Source organism: Clostridium putrefaciens, assembly GCF_900461105.1.
Classification (GTDB): domain Bacteria; phylum Bacillota; class Clostridia; order Clostridiales; family Clostridiaceae; genus Clostridium_L; species Clostridium_L putrefaciens.
Genome location: NZ_UFWZ01000001.1, coordinates 383,960 through 404,528, shown reverse-complemented (window position 1 = coordinate 404,528; position 20,569 = coordinate 383,960). Strand labels below are relative to the sequence as shown.

At 29.3% G+C, this 20,569-nt stretch carries 18 protein-coding genes; 4 read left to right on the top strand and 14 right to left on the bottom strand.

Features of this window, described 5'->3' with window-relative positions:
• Positions 1-26: 26 nt before the first annotated feature.
• Positions 27-2,357, bottom strand: coding sequence for a sensor domain-containing protein (locus DY168_RS01885; protein WP_115640223.1), 2,331 nt, complete (start codon positions 2,355-2,357; stop codon positions 27-29).
• A gap of 385 nt (positions 2,358-2,742) precedes the next feature.
• Here DY168_RS01885 and DY168_RS01880 point away from each other — a divergent pair, with 385 nt between their 5' ends.
• Together DY168_RS01880 and DY168_RS01875 are read left to right on the top strand one after the other, a co-directional pair.
• A complete protein-coding gene (locus tag DY168_RS01880) occupies positions 2,743-3,615 on the top strand; it encodes an aldose 1-epimerase family protein (protein WP_115640222.1) in 873 nt (290 codons plus the stop codon).
• A gap of 704 nt (positions 3,616-4,319) precedes the next feature.
• The gene (locus DY168_RS01875) at positions 4,320-5,075 is read left to right on the top strand and encodes a M15 family metallopeptidase (RefSeq protein WP_115640221.1); all 756 of its coding nucleotides are present in this window, start codon (positions 4,320-4,322) and stop codon (positions 5,073-5,075) included.
• Between the two features lie 644 nt (positions 5,076-5,719).
• On the opposite strand, the gene DY168_RS01870 is transcribed toward DY168_RS01875, so the two are convergent.
• The 3 genes from DY168_RS01870 to fsa all read right to left on the bottom strand — a co-directional run bounded on the left by DY168_RS01870 (position 5,720) and on the right by fsa (position 7,517).
• On the bottom strand, positions 5,720-5,872 hold the full coding sequence (locus tag DY168_RS01870) for a YvrJ family protein (RefSeq protein ID WP_115640220.1): 153 nt from the start codon (positions 5,870-5,872) through the stop codon (positions 5,720-5,722).
• A 140-nt stretch (positions 5,873-6,012) separates the two neighbouring features.
• Complete coding sequence (locus DY168_RS01865) at positions 6,013-6,555, bottom strand: DUF1836 domain-containing protein (protein ID WP_115642374.1); 543 nt, start codon at positions 6,553-6,555, stop codon at positions 6,013-6,015.
• A gap of 320 nt (positions 6,556-6,875) precedes the next feature.
• On the bottom strand, positions 6,876-7,517 hold the full coding sequence (gene fsa / locus DY168_RS01860) for a fructose-6-phosphate aldolase (protein WP_115640219.1): 642 nt from the start codon (positions 7,515-7,517) through the stop codon (positions 6,876-6,878).
• Positions 7,518-8,182: 665 nt separating this feature from the next.
• Here fsa and DY168_RS01855 point away from each other — a divergent pair.
• On the top strand, positions 8,183-8,422 hold the full coding sequence (locus DY168_RS01855; RefSeq protein ID WP_029452123.1) for an AbrB/MazE/SpoVT family DNA-binding domain-containing protein: 240 nt from the start codon (positions 8,183-8,185) through the stop codon (positions 8,420-8,422).
• A 290-nt stretch (positions 8,423-8,712) separates the two neighbouring features.
• Here DY168_RS01855 and rsmI read toward each other — a convergent pair whose 3' ends face one another.
• The 4 genes from rsmI to DY168_RS01835 form a co-directional block, all read right to left on the bottom strand.
• Positions 8,713-9,549: a 16S rRNA (cytidine(1402)-2'-O)-methyltransferase gene (rsmI, locus tag DY168_RS01850; protein ID WP_115640218.1), complete on the bottom strand. Its 837-nt coding sequence runs from the start codon at positions 9,547-9,549 to the stop codon at positions 8,713-8,715.
• A 122-nt stretch (positions 9,550-9,671) separates the two neighbouring features.
• On the bottom strand, positions 9,672-10,430 hold the full coding sequence (locus DY168_RS01845) for a tRNA1(Val) (adenine(37)-N6)-methyltransferase (protein WP_115640217.1): 759 nt from the start codon (positions 10,428-10,430) through the stop codon (positions 9,672-9,674).
• A 364-nt stretch (positions 10,431-10,794) separates the two neighbouring features.
• A complete protein-coding gene (locus DY168_RS01840; protein ID WP_115640216.1) occupies positions 10,795-12,018 on the bottom strand; it encodes a C40 family peptidase in 1,224 nt (407 codons plus the stop codon).
• Positions 12,019-12,202: 184 nt separating this feature from the next.
• Positions 12,203-12,391: a hypothetical protein gene (locus tag DY168_RS01835; protein WP_115640215.1), complete on the bottom strand. Its 189-nt coding sequence runs from the start codon at positions 12,389-12,391 to the stop codon at positions 12,203-12,205.
• Between the two features lie 497 nt (positions 12,392-12,888).
• Here DY168_RS01835 and DY168_RS01830 point away from each other — a divergent pair, with 497 nt between their 5' ends.
• Entirely contained in the window at positions 12,889-14,220 is a 1,332-nt protein-coding gene (locus tag DY168_RS01830; RefSeq protein ID WP_115640214.1) for a lipid II:glycine glycyltransferase FemX, read from the top strand.
• A 111-nt stretch (positions 14,221-14,331) separates the two neighbouring features.
• Here the strand turns inward: DY168_RS01830 and manZ are convergent, their stop codons facing one another.
• From manZ to DY168_RS01800, 6 genes are all read right to left on the bottom strand, one after another.
• Positions 14,332-15,189 carry a PTS mannose transporter subunit IID gene (gene manZ / locus DY168_RS01825; protein WP_115640213.1) on the bottom strand — a complete coding sequence of 286 codons (858 nt, stop codon included), beginning with the start codon at positions 15,187-15,189 and terminating at the stop codon, positions 14,332-14,334.
• An 18-nt stretch (positions 15,190-15,207) separates the two neighbouring features.
• Positions 15,208-15,981, bottom strand: a complete 774-nt coding sequence (locus DY168_RS01820) for a PTS mannose/fructose/sorbose transporter subunit IIC (RefSeq protein WP_115640212.1) — start codon at positions 15,979-15,981, stop codon at positions 15,208-15,210.
• Positions 15,982-16,004: 23 nt separating this feature from the next.
• A complete protein-coding gene (locus DY168_RS01815; protein ID WP_115642373.1) occupies positions 16,005-16,478 on the bottom strand; it encodes a mannose/fructose/sorbose PTS transporter subunit IIB in 474 nt (157 codons plus the stop codon).
• Between the two features lie 7 nt (positions 16,479-16,485).
• Positions 16,486-16,905, bottom strand: coding sequence for a PTS sugar transporter subunit IIA (locus DY168_RS01810; RefSeq protein WP_115640211.1), 420 nt, complete (start codon positions 16,903-16,905; stop codon positions 16,486-16,488).
• A 363-nt stretch (positions 16,906-17,268) separates the two neighbouring features.
• A complete protein-coding gene (locus DY168_RS01805) occupies positions 17,269-20,052 on the bottom strand; it encodes a sigma-54-dependent transcriptional regulator (RefSeq protein WP_115640210.1) in 2,784 nt (927 codons plus the stop codon).
• A gap of 183 nt (positions 20,053-20,235) precedes the next feature.
• Positions 20,236-20,535, bottom strand: coding sequence for a hypothetical protein (locus DY168_RS01800; RefSeq protein ID WP_115640209.1), 300 nt, complete (start codon positions 20,533-20,535; stop codon positions 20,236-20,238).
• Positions 20,536-20,569 lie beyond the last annotated feature (34 nt).

The following is a 20,569-nucleotide window of genomic DNA, read 5'->3' as shown; positions in this document are numbered from 1 at the left end:
ACCTGTTTTATTTTTCTATGTATTATTTAACATCTTTCATAAGTGGTCATAAGCTTTTCTGCATCCTCTGAGGATAACGGTTTACTAAAAAGATATCCTTGTATTTTATCACAATTCATCTCTTCTAATAACTTTAATTGGTTGTCCTCTTCCACTCCTTCTGCTACAACCTTAATACCCATGTTGTGGGAAAGTTTTATTATGCCTTCCACTATGGACTTGTCCTTTTCACTGTTTTCTATGAAGTCTATAAAGGATTTATCTATTTTTAGTTTATTTATAGGCATAACGCTTAAATAACTTAATGATGAGTACCCTGTTCCAAAATCGTCTAATGCTAAACTAAAATTTAAATTTTTTAATGTATTTAATAAAGAAATGTTTTTTTCATAAAAGTTCATAAGTACGCTTTCTGTTATCTCTATTTCTAAATCACTTGGTGATAAATCTCCTTGTTCTAATGTATGTAATATATTTTCTATAAACCCATTATCATGAAACTGTATTGATGATATATTTACAGCTATAGTTGAAATCTTTAGGTTCTTATCTTTCCAGCATCTTATCTGCCTACACACCTCTTTAATTACCCATTGCCCTATAAGTGATATAAGTCCCGCCTCCTCAGCTACTGGAATAAATTCACCAGGTGATACCCATCCAAGCTCTTCGTTATGCCACCTAATCAGTGCCTCATATCCATCAATCTTTCTAGTTTTAATATCCAATTGTGGTTGATAGTAAACCATAAATTCATCTTTATCAAGTGCTCCTCTTAATTGCCTTTCTATCTCACCTCTTCTTATCGCCTCCTTTGACATCTTTGTGTTGAACATTGTACTTTGATTTCTTCCATTTTTCTTTGATTCATAAAGTGCAGCATCAGAATTCGTAAATAAATCTTTAGATGTAGTTGCATGATGTGGGTACATACATATACCAATGCTTATTCCTGTATAGACTCTAGTCTCTCTTATTTCTATTGCTTCTTTAAATGTTTTTAAAAGCCCCTCACAAATATCAGTAACTGATTTAATACTTGTGACATCTTTTATTAATACTATAAATTCGTCTCCACCAGTCCTGCTCATAATAGAATCTTCTGGTATTCTTTGTTTTATTATATAAGATACATTCTTTATTACCTCATCACCAAAGTCATGACTCAATATATCATTTATCATCTTAAAATTATCTATATCTATAGATATAAGGGCGAACCTTTTATTATCTCTATTACTCTCTTCTATAATCTTATCTAGTTCCTCCCTAAGGAAAAATCTATTAGGTAAACTTGTCAACGTATCATAGTAAGCTAAAAACTTTATTTTTTCTTGGTACTTCCTCTTTTCATCTATATCTGTAATGGATCCAGCCACCTTTAAAGATATCCCTGATGAATTTTTTAATACCTTGCCCCTATTGTTTACCCATTTATAACTTCCATCACTAGTTTTTATTCTAAACTCGCTTTCATAAGTATCCTTTTTACCTAAAATATGATCTTTCAAATCTTTTACAACCCTTCGCACATCGTCGGGATGCACATACCTATACATATATTTAACGCTATTAGTTTGATTCGTAAACTTATTTCCTGATATGCCTTCCCACTTATCAGATATAAAAAGTGAATCTTCTACTAAGTCCAACTCCCATATAGCATCATTAGCACCATCTAATGCTAGCTTAAATCTTTCCTCACTAGTCTTTAAAGCTATCTCACTATCTTTTAATTCATGTATCTGATATCTTAATTCCTCTTCTTTTATTGATAGCTGATTATACACAGTAGATAGCTCGTCATAGCTTCTTTTAAGGATTGACCTTTGATTTACTATTTCAGTTATATCCCTATCTATACCAGCTATATAAATTACATTTCCTTCATTGTCTTTTATAGGGGACAATGTTAACGATACATTAATCTTTTTATTGTCCTTCCTATATCTTTCAGTTTCATAGCCTTTGATAACCTTTCCACCTTTTATCTCCATAGATAACCATTCAATTTCTTTAACATATTTATCTTTACTTATAATGGATATGTTTCTACCTATAGCTTCTTCTTTTGTATATCCATAAATACCTCTAGCCCCTTCGTTCCATCTAATTATAGTACCATCTAATTTACTACATATAATAGCATCTTCTAATGTTGTTATTATTGTATTCACCTCACTTAACTCTTCCTTTAAGGTGTTATCTTCTTTGTTTAAATTCATTAATTCTTTATTAATTGCAGCTTTATGCTCTCTTAACCTTATGTTATAATGTACCATAATAGCCAAAATCATATTCAAAACTAAGTATGCACTTATAAATGACATTCTCATGCATTCTAAATTGATGCTCATAATACGTTTCCCCTCTATAATTACTCATCTCTTTAAAGACTTTAACTTATTTTTTAATATTTATATATATAAATATACTAAACTTTTATGATTAATTAAACTATAAAAAATAAATTATTTTATTTTTATACATTAAAATAAGCAACCGTGGGGGCGGTTGCCTATAAGTGATGTGAGTTTAATGTAATTAAATTTTGTTTTTGTTTTATTTCTTTGTTGTTTTTATTGTTTTGTTGTTTTTATTGTCTATGGTATTATTATATAATATAAATTAGTTAAAGTCCTTTCTTTATCGTTACAAATTGATTACAGAATGGTTAAATTTACTGTATCAACATGGTTACACAATATTTTTAATAAAAGACTTTAAAAAAGGAGGATTCTTATGCATAACCTGGAAAATCATTTAATTTCCTTAAAAATTAAAGACATGGGGGCAGAGCTTTGTAGTCTTTATGAGAAGCATCATGGTATAGAATATATATGGTATGGCCATAAATCAATTTGGGGTCGTAATGCACCTGTATTATTCCCAATCATAGGTAAGGTAAACAATAATACTTATAGAGTGAATAAAGAAAGCTATTCATTACCTCAACATGGTTTTGCTAGAGATTATAATTTTGATTTAATAGAAAAAACAGATACTACTTTATGTTTTGAACTTTTATATTCAAAGGAAACTCTTAAGATATATCCCTTTAAATTTAAGTTTCAAATAGAATATAAACTAACAAAAAATATCCTTCGGATAAATTATAAGGTTATAAACCTAGATAATAAAGAAATTTACTTTTCCCTTGGAGCTCATCCAGGCTTTAATTGTCCTTTGTACACTAATGAAAACTTTGATGATTATTATTTAGAGCTAGAAGAACTTGAAACCTTAGATACAATGTGTTTAAATTCTGAGGGGTATTTTAATAATAAGTCAAAACCTTATTTAGTAAATGAAAATAAGATTTCTTTAAATTATGATATATTTAAAAAAGATGCCTTGGTATTTAAAAATCTTAAATCTGAAAGTATAACGTTAAAGAGCACTAAAAACCAAAGGAAGGTTAAAGTGAGCTTTAAAGGCTTCCCATACCTTGGCATATGGACTAAGGGTAACGATTCACCTTTTGTTTGTATAGAGCCTTGGTATGGCCATGCTGACTTTGAAGACTTCAAAGGTGAGTTCAAAGATAAAGAAGGGATTTTAAAGTTAAATGTAAATGAAGAGTTTAATGCAAAAATGGCTATAGAGGTATCCTAAAAGGTACCTCTTTTTTTATTGGTTTATTCTATTTTTAAATTTCATGTATTAACCTATATAACTCTTTTTGATTTTACCGGGTTATCTTATACCTGTTGAAGCCTTTACAAATATCTTTTTTCCATCTCTTATTGTTCCATAAATAGCTACAGCAAATTCTCTTTCTTTTTCATTTTCCATGAAAAACATATAAGCATAACATTTAGCTTGGACAAGTGTAGCTTTTTGTGAATCATTGTACCTTGCTGAGGCCTTTTGCTATTAATAAAACCGCTATTTATACTTCCCCTTATTAATACAAACTATAATAGTCATCTTACGCTTATTTTTGACATATTATTTTCCGGGAAATAGGTCCTTTCTTCTTGTTTTTTCATATATCTACCTTATACAATGCCTTTCTAACTTTTATTTAAAAACTTACCTACTGTAATACCCTAATCTTATTTATAATAAGTGCTTACTATATAATCCTATTTATACTTTATACTTTATAAATATCAACACCACTTCACAACTCCCTATAACTACGTATATCTCCCTACAACTCCTGTTTATAAGTTCATACCCTCTTTTAATAACTATTACGAAATTAAAATTGTTTGTAATCATATATGATAGTATAATAGATTTGTCCTAAATTAAAATGTAGAATATTGTATTATATTGACACTACATTATAAATGTGAGGTTATGAAATTAAAATGAAACTTAAAAATGCTTTTATTATATTCTTTTTATACTTATCATTAATCCTTTTAGGTTATTGCATTGGATATTGTTATGAAAATATAGATTCTATTCCTATTAAAAACACTTCAAATATAAATAAAATACATAAAATATTAAATGAAGATGAAGTTAAAATTATTACTGGAGATATTGACTACACAAAAAATCTTAATGGACTAGTTCCTATAAATATAAGTGAATATGATTTTGTTTTAGATCTTAGATATGCAACAGATAACAACTTTTCTAGTAAAAAGGTATATGATGCTTACGTTGCTGTGCTTCAAAAGGATACTTTAAATAAGCTTATAAGTGCTAATGAGGACTTTAAGGCTTTAGGCTATAGAATAAAGATTTGGGATGCTTATAGACCAGCTCATGTCCAAGAATACTTTTGGAATATAGTTCAAGATAGGCGATATATTGCAAGTCCTTATTATAATGGCTCTCGTCACAATAGAGGTACTGCTGTGGATTTAACCTTAGTAGATATGAAAGGTAAAGAAATCGAAATGCCTACAGGTTTTGATGAATTTAATACCACTGCCTATAGAAATGCCATTATGACAGGTAACGCTAAAAAAAATGTAGATCTACTTACAGAGATAATGGTTAAAAACGGATTTTGTCCTATTGAAACTGAGTGGTGGCACTTCGATGATATAAGTGCAGATAACTTTCCTATACAAGATCATGATCTTTCTAAATTTTTAAGAAATATAAATTAACACTTTAGTAAATTAAACCACTTAAAACTAAACAATTGGAATGCTACTCCTCTAGAGGAAATAGGTACTTAATAAATTAAATCATTTGACATTAAAGATTAATTAATATATAATAACATTATACCCCCTAGGGGTAACGAAGCGATTTAATATTCCCTATATATATGGGATAACTTTCATTTATTAATACACTATAATTTCTCAGGTATAAGGAAAACTAATAATATATATATTTTATAAGGAGGCAATGTAATGAAATTTAATATTGATGATAATACTTCTATGGCTTTAAAAAAATCTTTAGACAGTAAAAATAAAGATGCGGTAAGAATAGTTATAAAAGGTTTTGGCTGAGGTGGTCCTAGTTTTGGAGTTGTTCTGGATGAACAACAATCAGAGGATGATATATTTGTTGAAAATGGAATAAAGGTTGTAGCAGACAAGGAATTTTCATTCCTATTTGATGATGCTAAAATAGTACACACTAAAGGAATCTTTGGAGATAACTTTAATATAGTGACAAAGGCCTCTACAGATGCTGGAAACTCTTCTTGTAGCTAACACTAATCTTTAATAATAAAGTCAAAAGTCATGAGATTATATGTCTCATGACTCTTTTTATTAATTACATAGTATTCTACCATTCAAGAGCTCTTAAAAAATGTGTTTAAAGCTGTGGATAAGGTATTTATGCTTGTAGTTAAATTTTCTAGCTTTCCTTCTATCCTTATAAGTAAGTATAAAGACACTGCTATAGGAAATCCTACATTGCCTATAAGCGAAATAAAACCTTCCATATTCATCATCTCCCCTCAATGAATAAATATGCAAAGCCTTGGAAAGTTCTACATTATATATATATCAACAATAAATGGAATCACCTTTTAGGTTAATCTAATAAATAGTGTACCTTTTAGGTGGTTCCATAGCATTCCACCTATTCGTGGTAATCGCCTATTATCTTTTGTACTATTTTCTTTATTACACTAGCTTCAGCTATTAGATTCATAACCATTATAAAGGTCTTTATCCTACCTTCATCACTTGGTTTTAAATTAAGTTCAGATACTATACTGTCTAACTTTTCTTGATTAAAAAATCTATGCTCTGTTAAAAATTCATTTACGCTTTCTTTTTGTATATCTGAAAATATCTTATATGCCTTTTCAAAGGATATTATATCATCTTCCCTATCATTTATATCATTAAATGCTAGTCTAAAAACCTTCCTTATCTCTTCTGTTGTAAGTACTGGTCTCATATAACTTAGCAATAAAAGTTGTGCTAGATGAAGCTTTGTATATCCTCTTTTTTTACTATCTTCCGGCTTTGATATAGCCTCGCTTTTAATGTAATTTTGGACTATATTATTTGTGTACTTTTCTTCTACAAATTTATCATTTAAATAATCAATAACCTGTGATAAAAATAGATCATATTGAGGTAGATCTTCATAGGGCACTAATTTATTATTAGACATCTCTTCTGCCAATGACAATATGTAACTTACATCAAATTTCTCATCATTCAATAACAAAACCTCCTTTTAATTAATTAGTATTTCAAATTATAAAATACAAGTTGTATTTTATAATTACTACTTTATAAGTATGTTTAAAGTATAATAATATTATACGGTATGCATAAACCCTTTACAAGGTTTCACACTTGTCTATATTTAAATAATCTGTATCATTGTATATTAATGTGGTTTATTATTTAAGAAAAAATAAATAAAAGGATCAAAAATCTAATTTACTAAGATTTTGATCCTTTATCTATTATCATGTTGTTGTTAATTTATTTTGATGATTCATAGTCTTCTATGAACTTTTTAATCCCTGAATCTGTTAGTGGGTGACTTATCATTTGAACTATTACTTTATATGGTATAGTTGCAATATCTGAACCTGCCTTTGCACATTCCAAAACGTGCATTGGTGTTCTTACACTAGCTGCTATAATTTCTGTTTCTATTCCATAAATACTAAATACTTCTGCAATGTCTTGAACTACTGGAAGACCACCATTTCCTATATCATCAAGTCTTCCAAGAAATGGGCTAACGTAGCTTGCTCCTGCCTTTGCAGCTAAAAGTGCTTGTTGTGCTGAAAATATTAAAGTTACATTAGTTTTGATTCCCTTTTTTGATAAAGCGCTTACAGCTTTTAGCCCTTCAGCACACATTGGGATCTTAATAACTATGTTTTTATGAAGTTTTATTAATTCCTCAGCTTCTTCTATCATTTTAGAATGCTCTAAACTCATAACTTCTGCGCTTATAGGTCCATCTACTATAGAGCAAATTTCTTCTATAACCTCTTTAATATCTCTTCCTTCTCTTGCTATTAAACTAGGATTAGTTGTAACCCCATCTATAACTCCAAGTTCTGCTGCCTTTTTTATTTCTTCTATATTAGCAGTATCAATAAATATTTTCATAATAATTCCTCCCCTTATTTTGAATATACTTTGCAATAGTTTACATTTGAATCATTATAAAAGTAACCTTTTTTAATTTGAATGATTTCACTTGTTATATATACTTGCAAAGCCTTTACTATAATGTATATAATTATAACATATAGCATCATAACTTTACAATTTTAAAACTTCATTAATTAATATTCATTAACATTTATTAAAATTAACATTTTATATAAACTTTTTTTAATATTTTTTAATTAATTAAAAAATATTTTAATTAATATTGATAAGTAGCCCTTTAATGGTAATTTTATTATTTCCCTATTTATCCATTTTGTACCTTATGTTCTCTATCCTTATTAACAACTTACGAAAATAAAAGGTTCTAAAAAGATCTTTTTTATAACTTTTTAAATTATTTTTATAAATTTTTTCTTTACATTTCTCTCCATATATAGTCCAAGCCCTTACATACCAGTGCTTAGGCTTGTTTTTAATGAATCTTATACTTTTATTAACATACTTGACATTTCAATAATATGGTAGTATATTAACATTTGAAACAAATTTTCTAGTTAATATTTCAAATGGAAAAATGGTATGTTAGTCCATTAACTTTAAGTGGAATTTTTGTTATTATTTAAGTGTAGATGTCGAAAGATGTAGAAGGAGGAAACATGATGAAATCAACAGGTGTTGTTAGAAGAGTAGATGAACTTGGTAGAATAGTAATTCCAATAGAACTAAGAAGAACTTTGGATATTGCTGAAAAGGATGCTTTAGAAATATATGTAGATGGCGAACAAATCATATTAAAGAAATATGAGCCAGCTTGTATTTTCTGCGGAGACGCTAGAGATGTAACAAACTATAAAGGAAAGAATATTTGTAAAAGTTGTATGGAAGAATTTAAGAAGTAGTATCTTTTAGATAAATATTTTTAAATATTTTTAAACACTTTTAATTAATATTTTAACTTTAAAGTTATCTTAGCCTTAAATTACATGGAAATGTAATTTAAGGTATTTCAAAAAATTACACTGTTTCTTTAGGATACAGTTATTAATAAAACCAATAAGCTATTGCATTGATGAAGTTGATTTAACTAAAATCAACTTCACCACTGTATGACTTATTGGTTTTTTTGTTAGTTTCCTATTCATTTACTATTTATCTTCTGCTTAATACTTACTTAATACTTAGTCAATATTTACTCAATACTGTGCTTATAAACCTCTGATTTTGGCATCTTCCTATCTTTTGCTACCATTTTAATTGCTTCTTTTTTTGTTAGACCATCAGCTATATATTTCTTAATATGTTCTTCAATAGTCATATCTATCCAAAGACTTTCTCTTTCCTCTGCAATCTCTTCTTCGCTTTTACCTGAAATTACAATTACATATTCTCCTCTAGGTTGAACCGCATCATAGTGACAAATGATATCATCAATGCTTCCTCTTAAAATTTCTTCATATAATTTAGTGAGTTCTCTGCAAATCCCAATATTTCTATTGCCTAAGTTTTCTCTTAAAAATGCAAGTGTATCCTTTAATCTATGTGGAGCCTCATATAATATAAGCGTTTCCGTCCTGTCTTTTAAGTCTTCTATTATGACCTTTCTATCCTTATTTTCTCTTGGCAAAAACCCTCTAAATAAAAATTTAGTTGAGTCAAGCCCAGAATAAACCATAGCTGTAATAAGAGCTGTTGCCCCTGGAAGAACTTCTATTTCTATAGAGTTTTCTATGCACTTTTTGATTACAACGCTGCCCGGGTCAGAAATACCTGGAGTTCCAGCATCGCTTACGATTGCTATATTTTCACCTTGTACTATCTTGTTTAATAATTCCTCGCTTTTAAATTGCTCATTATGCATATGATAACTTATAAGTGGCTTTTTAATATTAAAATGATTAAGTAACTTTAAGGTTTGTCTTGTATCTTCTGCCGCTATTACATCCACCATATTAAGAACTTCTAGAGCCCTTAATGTTATGTCTTTTAAATTTCCTATAGGTGTTGGTACTATATAAAGTTTAGCCATATCTTCCTCCTATTTTAACAATTTCAAATAACTTTAAACAACTTGAATTATCTAAATCATATTGAACTGTTATATTTTCATTAAAAATCTTTTTATGTTAATCTTTTCATATTAATCTTTTATTATAATATATCTTCGTTATAAATATTTTTTATTTCTTCGCTATACTCTCCATCTTCCTCGTAAATATACAGGGGTGGTTCAAATCTTAAGAAGGCTCCACCATCTCTTTGCCCCTCAACTAAAACTATGTTAGGTGCCTTTTTACTATTAGGATGTACAAGCCTTATGGTTTTAGGTTCTATTTTATGCTTTCTCATAGTGCACAGTATGTCAGCAAGCCTTTCTGGCCTATGTACCATGAACATACGCCCATTATCCTTTAATAATATTCTAGAGGCTATTACAACATCTTCTAATGTACAAGCTATCTCGTGCCTTGCAATAGCATCCTTATCACTTACATTTAAGATTCCTGACTTATAAACCTTATATGGCGGATTTACTGTTAATACATCTACCTTCTCTAAGGTCTTCAAATACTTTAAATCTTTTAGATCTGAACATTTAAATTCTACCTTTTCTTTAAGATTATTTATTATTACAGACCTTTTTGCCATGTCTATCATGTCCTCTTGTATTTCCATGCCAGTTACTTTAGAAAATTCTTTTTTACCCGCTATTAAAAGAGGAACTATTCCAGTACCGGTGCAAATATCCATTATGCTGCTACTTCTTTTCGACTTTGCAAAGTTTGCTAAAAGTACAGCATCCACGCCAAATCTAAACCCCTTTGTCTTTTGTATTATATGTATTCCTTTAAGTTGAAGATCATCTAATGTTTCATCTTCTTTTATGTAGTTTTTATAATCTTCTATCATGATTTAAATCAACCCCTTATTATCACTGTTAAACTTTTATTTTTATATACATTAATTTAAGCTTATCTAACTAAAGTTATCATTCTAAAGTTATCATTCTAAAGTTATCATTACTTTCATCAAATGATATTAATTACCATCCTTACATTCTATATTACTCTTAACAAAAAGTCTCTACTAAATTTATATATAAACTTATAGTATTAAAACTTTATACCTAACAAAAAAGCCTTCGGCAACTCCGAAAGCTTTTTAATCATTATAAATACACTTGTAAAAGATACCATTGTCCTGTTTCACCGCGGACTATCATATTCTTCAATATATTTATTATATTATCTTCTATATTATAATAAGCTGCATACTATCTTAAAACTCTTCTTGCACTACTGAATTTATATATTGGTCCAACCTTTACTCTTTCTCCTGTACGTGGAGCATGAATCATCTGTCCTCCACCTACGTATATACCAACATGTCCCACACCATTTGTGAATACTAAATCTCCAGGTTGAAGGTCATTATAAGACACAGCACTTCCACTTCCTATTTGAGCATAGGTATCTCGTCCTATTCCATACCCAAAGGCATTGTAAACATATGACGTAAACCCTGAACAGTCAAATCCTGATGGTTTTGTACCACCCCATACATAAGGTACTCCTATAAAGTTATAAGCATAATTTACTATAGAATTACTTGATGCTGGCGCTGCGTTACTTCCACCTCTTGATTGAACTATGCTTGGAGCTTTAGCTGCCGCTTCTCTATTCTTAATTATATCTTTACCTTTTTCAATTAATTCAACCACTTCATCGTCAATAACTACGATGATTTTCCTAGTTTCTCTTAGTGCTCCTATGGCACCTTTTATATCATCTACCGAACTAGATGAATTTTGAATTATATCTTTTTGAAAAGTTATAATTTTTCTTTCTTTTTCTTTTAAATCAACTTTTACTTTTTTACTTTCTTCTTTAGCATTGTCCACTAATTTCTTTTGTTCTTGTTTTTTTACATTTACTTCTGACAATTTCTTTTCATTTTCTATTTTTAATTCACTTAAAGATTTAACTTGGCTATCTAAAGATTCCTTTTTGTTATCAAGCTCTAATTTAGTATTATCAAGCTCTTCTATTATCTTTTTGTCGAAATCCATTAATTTACCTATTGCTTTAACCTTTGAAAAAAGATCTGACATACCTTCAGCTTTAATAATAAGCTCTAGGTATCCTGGTGATCCACTTTTATAAATCGCTCTCATTCTTGTGTCAAAGATTTGTTGTTTTTCTTTAAGATCTTTAGTTATCTTTTCGATTTCCTTTTTAATTGTAATTATATCTTTTTCTTTTGTAAGAATATTAGACTTATTTTCGTTTATCTTATCTTGAAGTCCACCAATTTGTGAATCTAACTCCTGAAGTTTAACTTCTAATTCGTTTAATTTATCTTCTGCTTTCTCAAGTTCTTCCTGGCCTTGCTTAATTTGAGCCTTTTCTGCATCTGTAATAGGCGCTGCAAACGCTTGTACACCAGAAGTCATGATAATCCCCATTGTCATAAATACTGCTATTAATTTTTTATTCACTATTCCACCCCACTAAAATTTTATTTATATAGGGGTAGTCCCCCATTTGTTTTCACATCACTGTGACTATTATATACTAAATAAAAACTTCAAACAATAGCAAACTTACTTTTTTACAGACTGTACACAAAAGGCCCCTTGATTGAACCTATTATAATTACATGACTATCTCTTTTAATAGTATTTATAACCCTTTCCACAAATCACACTTTGACATATTTAATGTGTTCATTTTGTAGAACCCTTGTTTTTCGTTGCAATACCCATCATCGCTTAACACCTCTATATATCTAGGCTTTAAAGATCTCTCTTTTTGAAAGTGTTTACAAGACGCACAAATCTTTTCACTATAAAAAAACTTATTCATTTTCATAATACCCCTCCATTTTCCCACCTTCCACTAATAGGCTTTCAAAAACCATTTATGAACCTTTAGTGAACAATGTTATCTTTTTGTAACTTTTATCTTTTTATTTTCATATTTCGTGGATTTTTTAATATATATATAATGTTTTATCATGTTTTTTATCATGTCTTATATCACCTTTTATCATGTTTTATATCATGTCTTATATTATTTCCTATGATATTTCCTATGATATTTCCTATTATTTCTATCTTTATTTATTCTATGACTCTTATTAAACTTTATGTACTTTAATTATAACTATCTCCTATCACCATTCTTTATATTCACTATTTATTTTTACTGAAACTATTAACTATATACTATTTTCTCCACCTTTTTTACTTTAACCGCTCTTGAAATAAGACTTATGTTAATATAAAATATATATAGAATAATTAACAAGTTATATATAAATAGGAGTACAATAAGGATAAACATAGATGAAAAGGAGATTATATAGATTGTATAATTTTATAGAAGTTAAACCTAACCACATTGATGATTTTAGCAAAGAACACTTGAAAGGTCACATATTCCAAACTTCCGGATGGGGTAATGTAAAAAAAGATTGGATTCCTAAATATATAGCAGGATATGATTCTAATAATAATATGGTCTTATCTTGTATGATGATTTTAAGAAAGATACCTAAAATGCCTTATTACATAGGTTATATCCCTAGGGGCTTCGTTTCAGATTATAATAATAAAGACTTACTTATAGAATTCACAGAATATCTTCGTGAATTTTCGAAATCTAATAAAATTGCATTTATTACAATAGATCCTGACATACATTTAAAAGAGGATGAAAAGCTAGTTTATAATAGTGAGAAGATTTCAGGATTCTTGCAAAGCCTTGGATATAATCATACGGACTCTATAAGCTTTGAAGGGATTCAACCAAACTTTGTATTTAGACTCGATCTTCCTACTTCCGAAGACAAAGAAGATGCAAAAAAGAAGGTATTTAAAAGTTTCTCTAGTAAAACTAGATATAATATAAGAGTTGCTGAAGAGCGTGGACTATCTTGCGAAATTTATGATAAATCTAACATGACAGATCAAATGCTTGAAGAATTTTATAAAATAATGGTGGTTACAGGAAAAAGAGATAACTTTATAATTAGAAACAAAGAATATTTTAAGGAAATGATAGATGACCTATTTCCTTTCTCGAAACTATATATGATTAAGTATAGTTATGAAAAAGACTTTGAAAGACTTACTGAAAAGCTTAAAAAACAACAAGATGCAAATTCTAGAGCTTTAGTAAAAATTGAAGAGATTAAAAAAGAGCTTTTAGGTGATAATACTGAAGATAAAATAGAAAAGCTTAATAAAAAGCTTCAAGATAATGAAAATAAATTAAAAGAGTCTGAAAGACAAATAGAGGGCTTTAAAAATAGAATGGAAGATATAAAGCCATATGAAGGCAAGGAGTTCTATATCTCTGGTGCTATATACTTATATTATGGTGGCAAGGCCTGGTACCTTTATGGTGCCTCTGATGATGTTTTAAGAGATGCTATGCCCAATTTCCTTATGCAATACGCTATGATCAATGATAGTATAGACCTTGGGTGCTATTTATATGACTTTAGAGGTGTTTCTGGAGACTTAAATCCTGAAAACCCTTTATATGGACTATATAAATTCAAAAAAGGCTTTAATGGAAAGTTTGTAGAGTTCATAGGTGAATTTGATTTAGTAATTAAAAAACCTATTTATAATGCCTTCAAGTATGTATTTCCACGATTTAAAGAAGTAAGAAGTAAACTTCGAAATAAGTAACTTGAATTTTTATACAAATAAAAACGTGATTCATTTTATAAAGGTACCCATAGATAGGACACTTTAAAAAGAGTGTTTCATCTATAGGTACCTTTTTATTAGAAGATACTATTATGACAATATCCCTAATTTGTACCCCACTATTCCAACTATAAACAATCCAAATATTATCCAAATGGCGTTTATCTTTTTCTTTAATAACCTTGAACACACATAGGTTAGTATCAAAGGAATTAATCCAGGTAGCAATGAATCTAATATATTTTGAACTGTAGTTATAACCTGTTCTCCATTTTGGTTAGTTATAGTAGAAACTACTACCGGCATATTAAAGGTTGTCCATTTAGCTACAAGGGATCCCATTACAAATAGACCTAGTATGGATGCACCTTCTGTTAACTTTTGAAGCCTATTTCCTCCAGTATCTGATATTATTTCTGTTCCCTTTGTATATCCATATTTAATTCCACCCCATCTTACAGCAAGACGAACTGCGTTAAATAACACAAAAAATAATATAGGTCCAAGTATACTTCCACTTAAAGCAAGACTAGCTCCAAGTGCGGCAAGTACCGGCCTTAGTGTTCCCCAAAATATTGGATCTCCAACTCCTGCAAGAGGTCCCATAAGTCCTATCTTTACACCATTTATACTTCCACCATCTATATCTGCTCCGTTAGCCTTTTCCTCTTCCATTGCTGCTGTTACACCAAGTATTGGAGCTGTAACAAAAGGTTGAGTATTAAAAAATTCTAAGTGCCTTTTAAGAGCCTCTTTTCTTTCATCACCCTCGTATAATCTTTTTATAATAGGTATCATAGAGTAGCAATATCCTAAACCCTGCATTCTTTCAAAGTTCCAAGATCCTTGATGAAAATTTGAACGAATAAACATGTTTGTCAAATCTTTTTGGGTTAATTTCTTTTTATTAATATCTTCATTAACATCTTTATTTGAATTTTCACTCATTCTTATAACCTCCTACTTTTATAAATCATCTAAATCATCTATGCTTGCTGTAGCTGCATGGTATTTAGGATTTAATTGAATATAAACTATAGCAAATACTACACCTAAGATTCCTAGTGCAACTAAATTAAAGTCAGTAAATGCAGCTATTACAAATCCTAAAAAGAAGAATGGCATTAAATATTTTGCTTCCATCATATTAATTACCATGGCATATCCTACAACTACAATAAATCCTCCAGCAACTCTTAAACCTTCAGTTATATAAACTGGTATTGACATTAAAAGACTATTTACTGCCTCTGGACTTATTAACGAAACTATTAAGGCTGGTATTGCAACACGCAAAGCCTGAACAAGAAGTCCAGTTAGGTGACAAAGATCTATACCTTTTAAGTTTCCGTCCTCTGCAAATCTATCCGCCCTATGTTGAAGTCCTACAGAAACAGTCCTTGCAAATATAGTAAACACTTGTCCTGCTGCTGCTATAGGAATAGCAATGGCAATACCTGACGTTACACTTTGCTTTGCACCTATTACTAATATGGCCGAAACAACACTTGCCATAGCTGCATCTGGAGCCATAGCCGCACCAATATTCATCCATCCAAGAGCCATAAGTTCTAATGTACCACCTAGGATGATCCCCTTTTGGACATCTCCAAGAACTAATCCTATTAAAGTACATGCAATTAAAGGTCTATGAGTTTGAAATTCGTCAAGAATGCTACCCATACCAGCAATACTTGCTATGATGAAAATAAGTATAATTTGAAAAGCATTTATTCCCATAGTTTTTCCTCCCTAAAATTTTTTTAAAGTTTTGTCATTAAATCCACCTTAGAATCAGATGTTACTTTTCTAATTTCCAGTTCAACGCCTTTTTTATTTATATCTTTAAATGACTCAATATCTTTTTCATCTAAAGATATAGCTGAAGTTATTTGTTTTTTACCTTCTTTAAAAGACATTCCCCCTACATTAACAGACTTTATATTAACTCCACCTTCAATAACCCTTAATACATCTGTAGGATTTGTAAATAATAATAAAGCCTTAAAGCTATCATATTTAGGATTCTTATATATATCTATCATCTTATCTATAGTAATTACATTTGCTTTAACACCTGGTGGCGCTACTTGAACTAATAGTGTCTTTCTTAAGTTATCATTGGCTACCTCATCACTTACTACTATAATTCTGTTACATTTTGTTTCTTTAGCCCATACTGTTGCAACTTGTCCATGTATTAATCTGTCATCTATTCTTGTAAGAACAATATTCATACTCATTTTATAGTTCCTCCTCTGTATTTTCTCTTATACATTTTTCAAATTTCTTTATGCCTAGTTTACCTGACTCTTCTGCATTAAATACGATTTCATCTAAAGTTAAACTTTCTCTCATACCACAAACCTCTAATAACATCGGAAGATTTACCCCTGTAAGTATATCCATGTTTTCTTCATTTATAGCTATACTAGTGGCTACATTAAATGGGCTTCCACCAAATAAATCTACTAAAAATAATATACCCTCCACCTTATTTAATTTTCCAAGGGCAACTTCATACTTTCTTACTAGATCTTCACTACCTTCCCCTGTTTCAAAGGTTACTGTTTGTATATTTTCTTGCTTTCCAAATATCATCTCTGACGTTCTTAAAATCTCCTCTGATAATCTTCCGTGACTTCCTATTATTACTCCTACCATAACCCTTAAACCCTCCTTTAGTTTTATACATAGTTATATAGCAAGTTTCATACCAAGTTAGTGTATTAAAAGTTAATCTTTAGTCCTATCTATTTTATACGCAACATATAATCAACGTCCTCTCAACATTTAGTGTTAAATTATATTACCACCTTTTTTATATTAAATATTATATTACTCTTTTATCTTTATACTTTAATACACTACTCACAATATATATATTGTGTATTAATATACTAAGCTTATATTTTATGATATATTACCTAAAATCCACTTAAACATTCTATTTTTTTTAAAATTGTTGTTTAATATTGTTTTTTTTGATATTCTACGCTAATATATTCATCGCAAATATCAAAACTTTTAAAACATATCCGCTATGTAATATATTTCATCCTCACTTAACTCTACATTTATACTATCTTTAAATATTTTTGATACCTTTTTTATCTTGTTTACATTTTGTTTATTAATTTCACCTTTATTTCCTCCATAATGTAGTCCATCATTAATTATCATTCTTTCTAATGCACACCCTGTATGTATTACTAATCTTATTGTCATAGAATTAGAAAACTGAGTATTAAACTCTTTTTGTAAACACCTTGAAAATGTCATTAGTATTCCAATTACCTTTTTTGGATTAATGTAAGTTAAAAACTCATTTAAACTATCTAAGCACAATTCTTTTGTAATAACTTCATTATCCTTTTTTATTATCTTTATGTTTTTATATTTTATTATCCCTTCTAGCTCTCTTTCTCCTTCCCCTGATATAAGTTTTTCTAATGAAATAAATGGTGAGTCTATCTTTGGATTTTTTACTCCTACTGTAGCCAATACTTCATATTTATCTTGAATATTTTTAAGTTGCTCTTTTAAGTTCTTTATACTTACAGGAATTATTTCTATGGGTTCTTCTGTAATGTTCTTTACAATACTTTGAATTAATTCTTTTAGCTTAATAGCTGCTCCCTGTCCTGTAGAACATATTGTTACTATAGCCTTATTAACCTCTATATTTTTAACTTCTTCATACTTACCATAACCTTTAAATCTCTTTAAAGATTCATATATACTATCTAAGTCCATATCAAAAAGATTTGCTTTTCTAAGGGCTTCTAATACCAAAGCTGTAGAAACCATATCTAATGTTTTTATTTCAATTCCTGTATTTTCTATTATTTCTTTTTCAAAATAATATAAAGATCCCATATCCACAAGTAACAAAACACCTTTACCCATATCTATACACTTTACCGCCTCTAATATTTTTTGAAAGGTTTCTCTTGGACCTACTTCAAGTGGCATATCTACCGCTGTTATGTTATATTCTCCAAGTAACTTTACAGCTACCGCTACCATGCTACTCGCCGTACTGCTCCCATGTGCTGCAACAACTATTCCTACTTTACCAACCCCAGTTGTATCTTGCATGGAGGTTAAAAGAAGTGTTAAATATATAAGTTCTATGTCAGGAGCTACAATATTATAATTTTTTCTTATTATATTGCCAATTTTTATTGCTACCTCATATTCTTTTGGGTTATCTTTTATTACCACATTCATATTGACCTCATATTTTAAGTCTATACCTTCTTGAACCCTCTTTAAAAATGAACTTATATGAAGACTCATAGCATATATAAATCTTTCATTGTATCTTCTATTTAATGTTTTCTCTACCATATCTCTAATCTCTTCTGATAATTTTATTATATCCTCATCTACTATTTTGCTGAACTTTTCCCTAGTATTAGAATCTGCTTTTACATTGTCATAAAAAGACTTTAAATGCAGGTTTATGTCTGTAGTTATAAATTTTTGAATGTATTCATCATCTACCCCTTCATCTCTTAAAATACTAGCCTTGTCTTCTATTATTTTATATAAATTAAAAGGTGGATCATAATTATCTTGTTCTATCTGTTCCTCCGACCCTTCAGGCACTATTGTAATACTTTCATCTATGTATTCTAATATTTCCTCTAGCTCATTTCTTTTATTTCCTATAACCAAATATCCACTTTTTATTTGAGATGGAACTCCTTTAAATTCTATATTTATATAGTTCTTATCTTTTATGCTATTTAAAAATCCTGTGGCACAAATAAGTTGTATATTAGATTTTAGCTGCCCAATGTTTCCAAAAGAAATACTTCCTATTAATGCTTTTATAACATCTGATGTAATCTTTATGGACTTATTTACCCTATTTGCTTCTCTTCTTAAAAGATGCTTAATTATATCTACTTTTTCTCTTATTGGCCTTTCATCTAAATTAGGTATGTTGATTATTATAGGTATTCTTCTTATAAATGTTTTTAAAAGGGAAGAATTAGGATCTTCAGTGGTAGCACATAATATAAGCACATTAGCCTTCCTGTTTCTTTCTGATTCCCCTAACTTATTAAAGGTGCTAGTATCCATAAAGTAGAACATCATCTCCTGTCCCTCTGGCGGTAGTCTATGAACCTCATCTAAAAACAATATACCTCCGTCTGCTTTTTCCACAAGCCCTTCTCTTTCAGTTTCAGCCCCTGTAAAAGAACCTTTTACATGTCCAAATATTTGAGATATGAGTAACTGAGGATTATTATAATAATCCGCGCAGTTAAATACTATAAATGGAGAATCTTCTTTTAGTTTTCCAGCAAACTTTGCATAGCTATACATCTTATTTGCAAATAAAGTCTTTCCAACTCCAGTTGGTCCTAGTATAAGAGTGTGTAATCCGTTTGGCGGATAAAGCACCGCAGCCTTTGCTTGTTCAATTTGAGTTTTTAGACTTCCCTTAGATCCAATTATAAAATCAAAGGGAGACTTATCCTCTTTCTTTTTCATGTTTATTTTATGCTCTATCAATTCACTGTGGCTATTTATCGTCATAAGTGATTTTGAAATAGATATATTAAGCAACCTTTCTAATATTTCCTTCGGTAAATATAGAACAGGCCTTCCTATTAACTTAACTACCTTTCCTTGCCTTACTAAATTATTCAATTCTAAGCTTACGTTATTTCGTATTATATCTAGTTCATTTGATAATTCATCTGTTGAAAAACCTTTTTTTATTTCTAAATCTTCTTTCTTTAACGTTAACGATTTTTGTAATAAACAATTATATACCTTATCAATTCTTTTCATAAATAAATCCCCTTCTTTTACATACTTATAACTTCTTCATGTGTCAATAAACTTTATTTAGACGCTAAGCACACCTCTTAGTAATTTTGTAAAACAAAAGGCTTGATACACAATTTCATTATATAACTTGTGTATCAAGCTTTATGTATTAGGCATTATTAATTTGAATAGCTGTTAAATTATTTATAGATACCTTTTTACCTTCGTTGATTGTATTAAAGAAGCACCTAACATAACCCCTATAAACATTATTAATGTTATTTTATTATTAACAATAAAATTATCAATTATAGCAACTATTACCCCTAGACTTCCTATAATAATATTATATTTTGCATTAAACCTCATGTATCCTTCTTTATCCCTAATATTTCTTGTGGATTTTGTCATCTTCCCTCTAAAACCTTTGTTAATTAAAATAAGCATTCCAAAGATTATAAAGAAAATGCTAGTTACAAACATAACTATAGTTGTAGCCTTCATAAACATTCCTCATTTCTAATAATATACTAATACT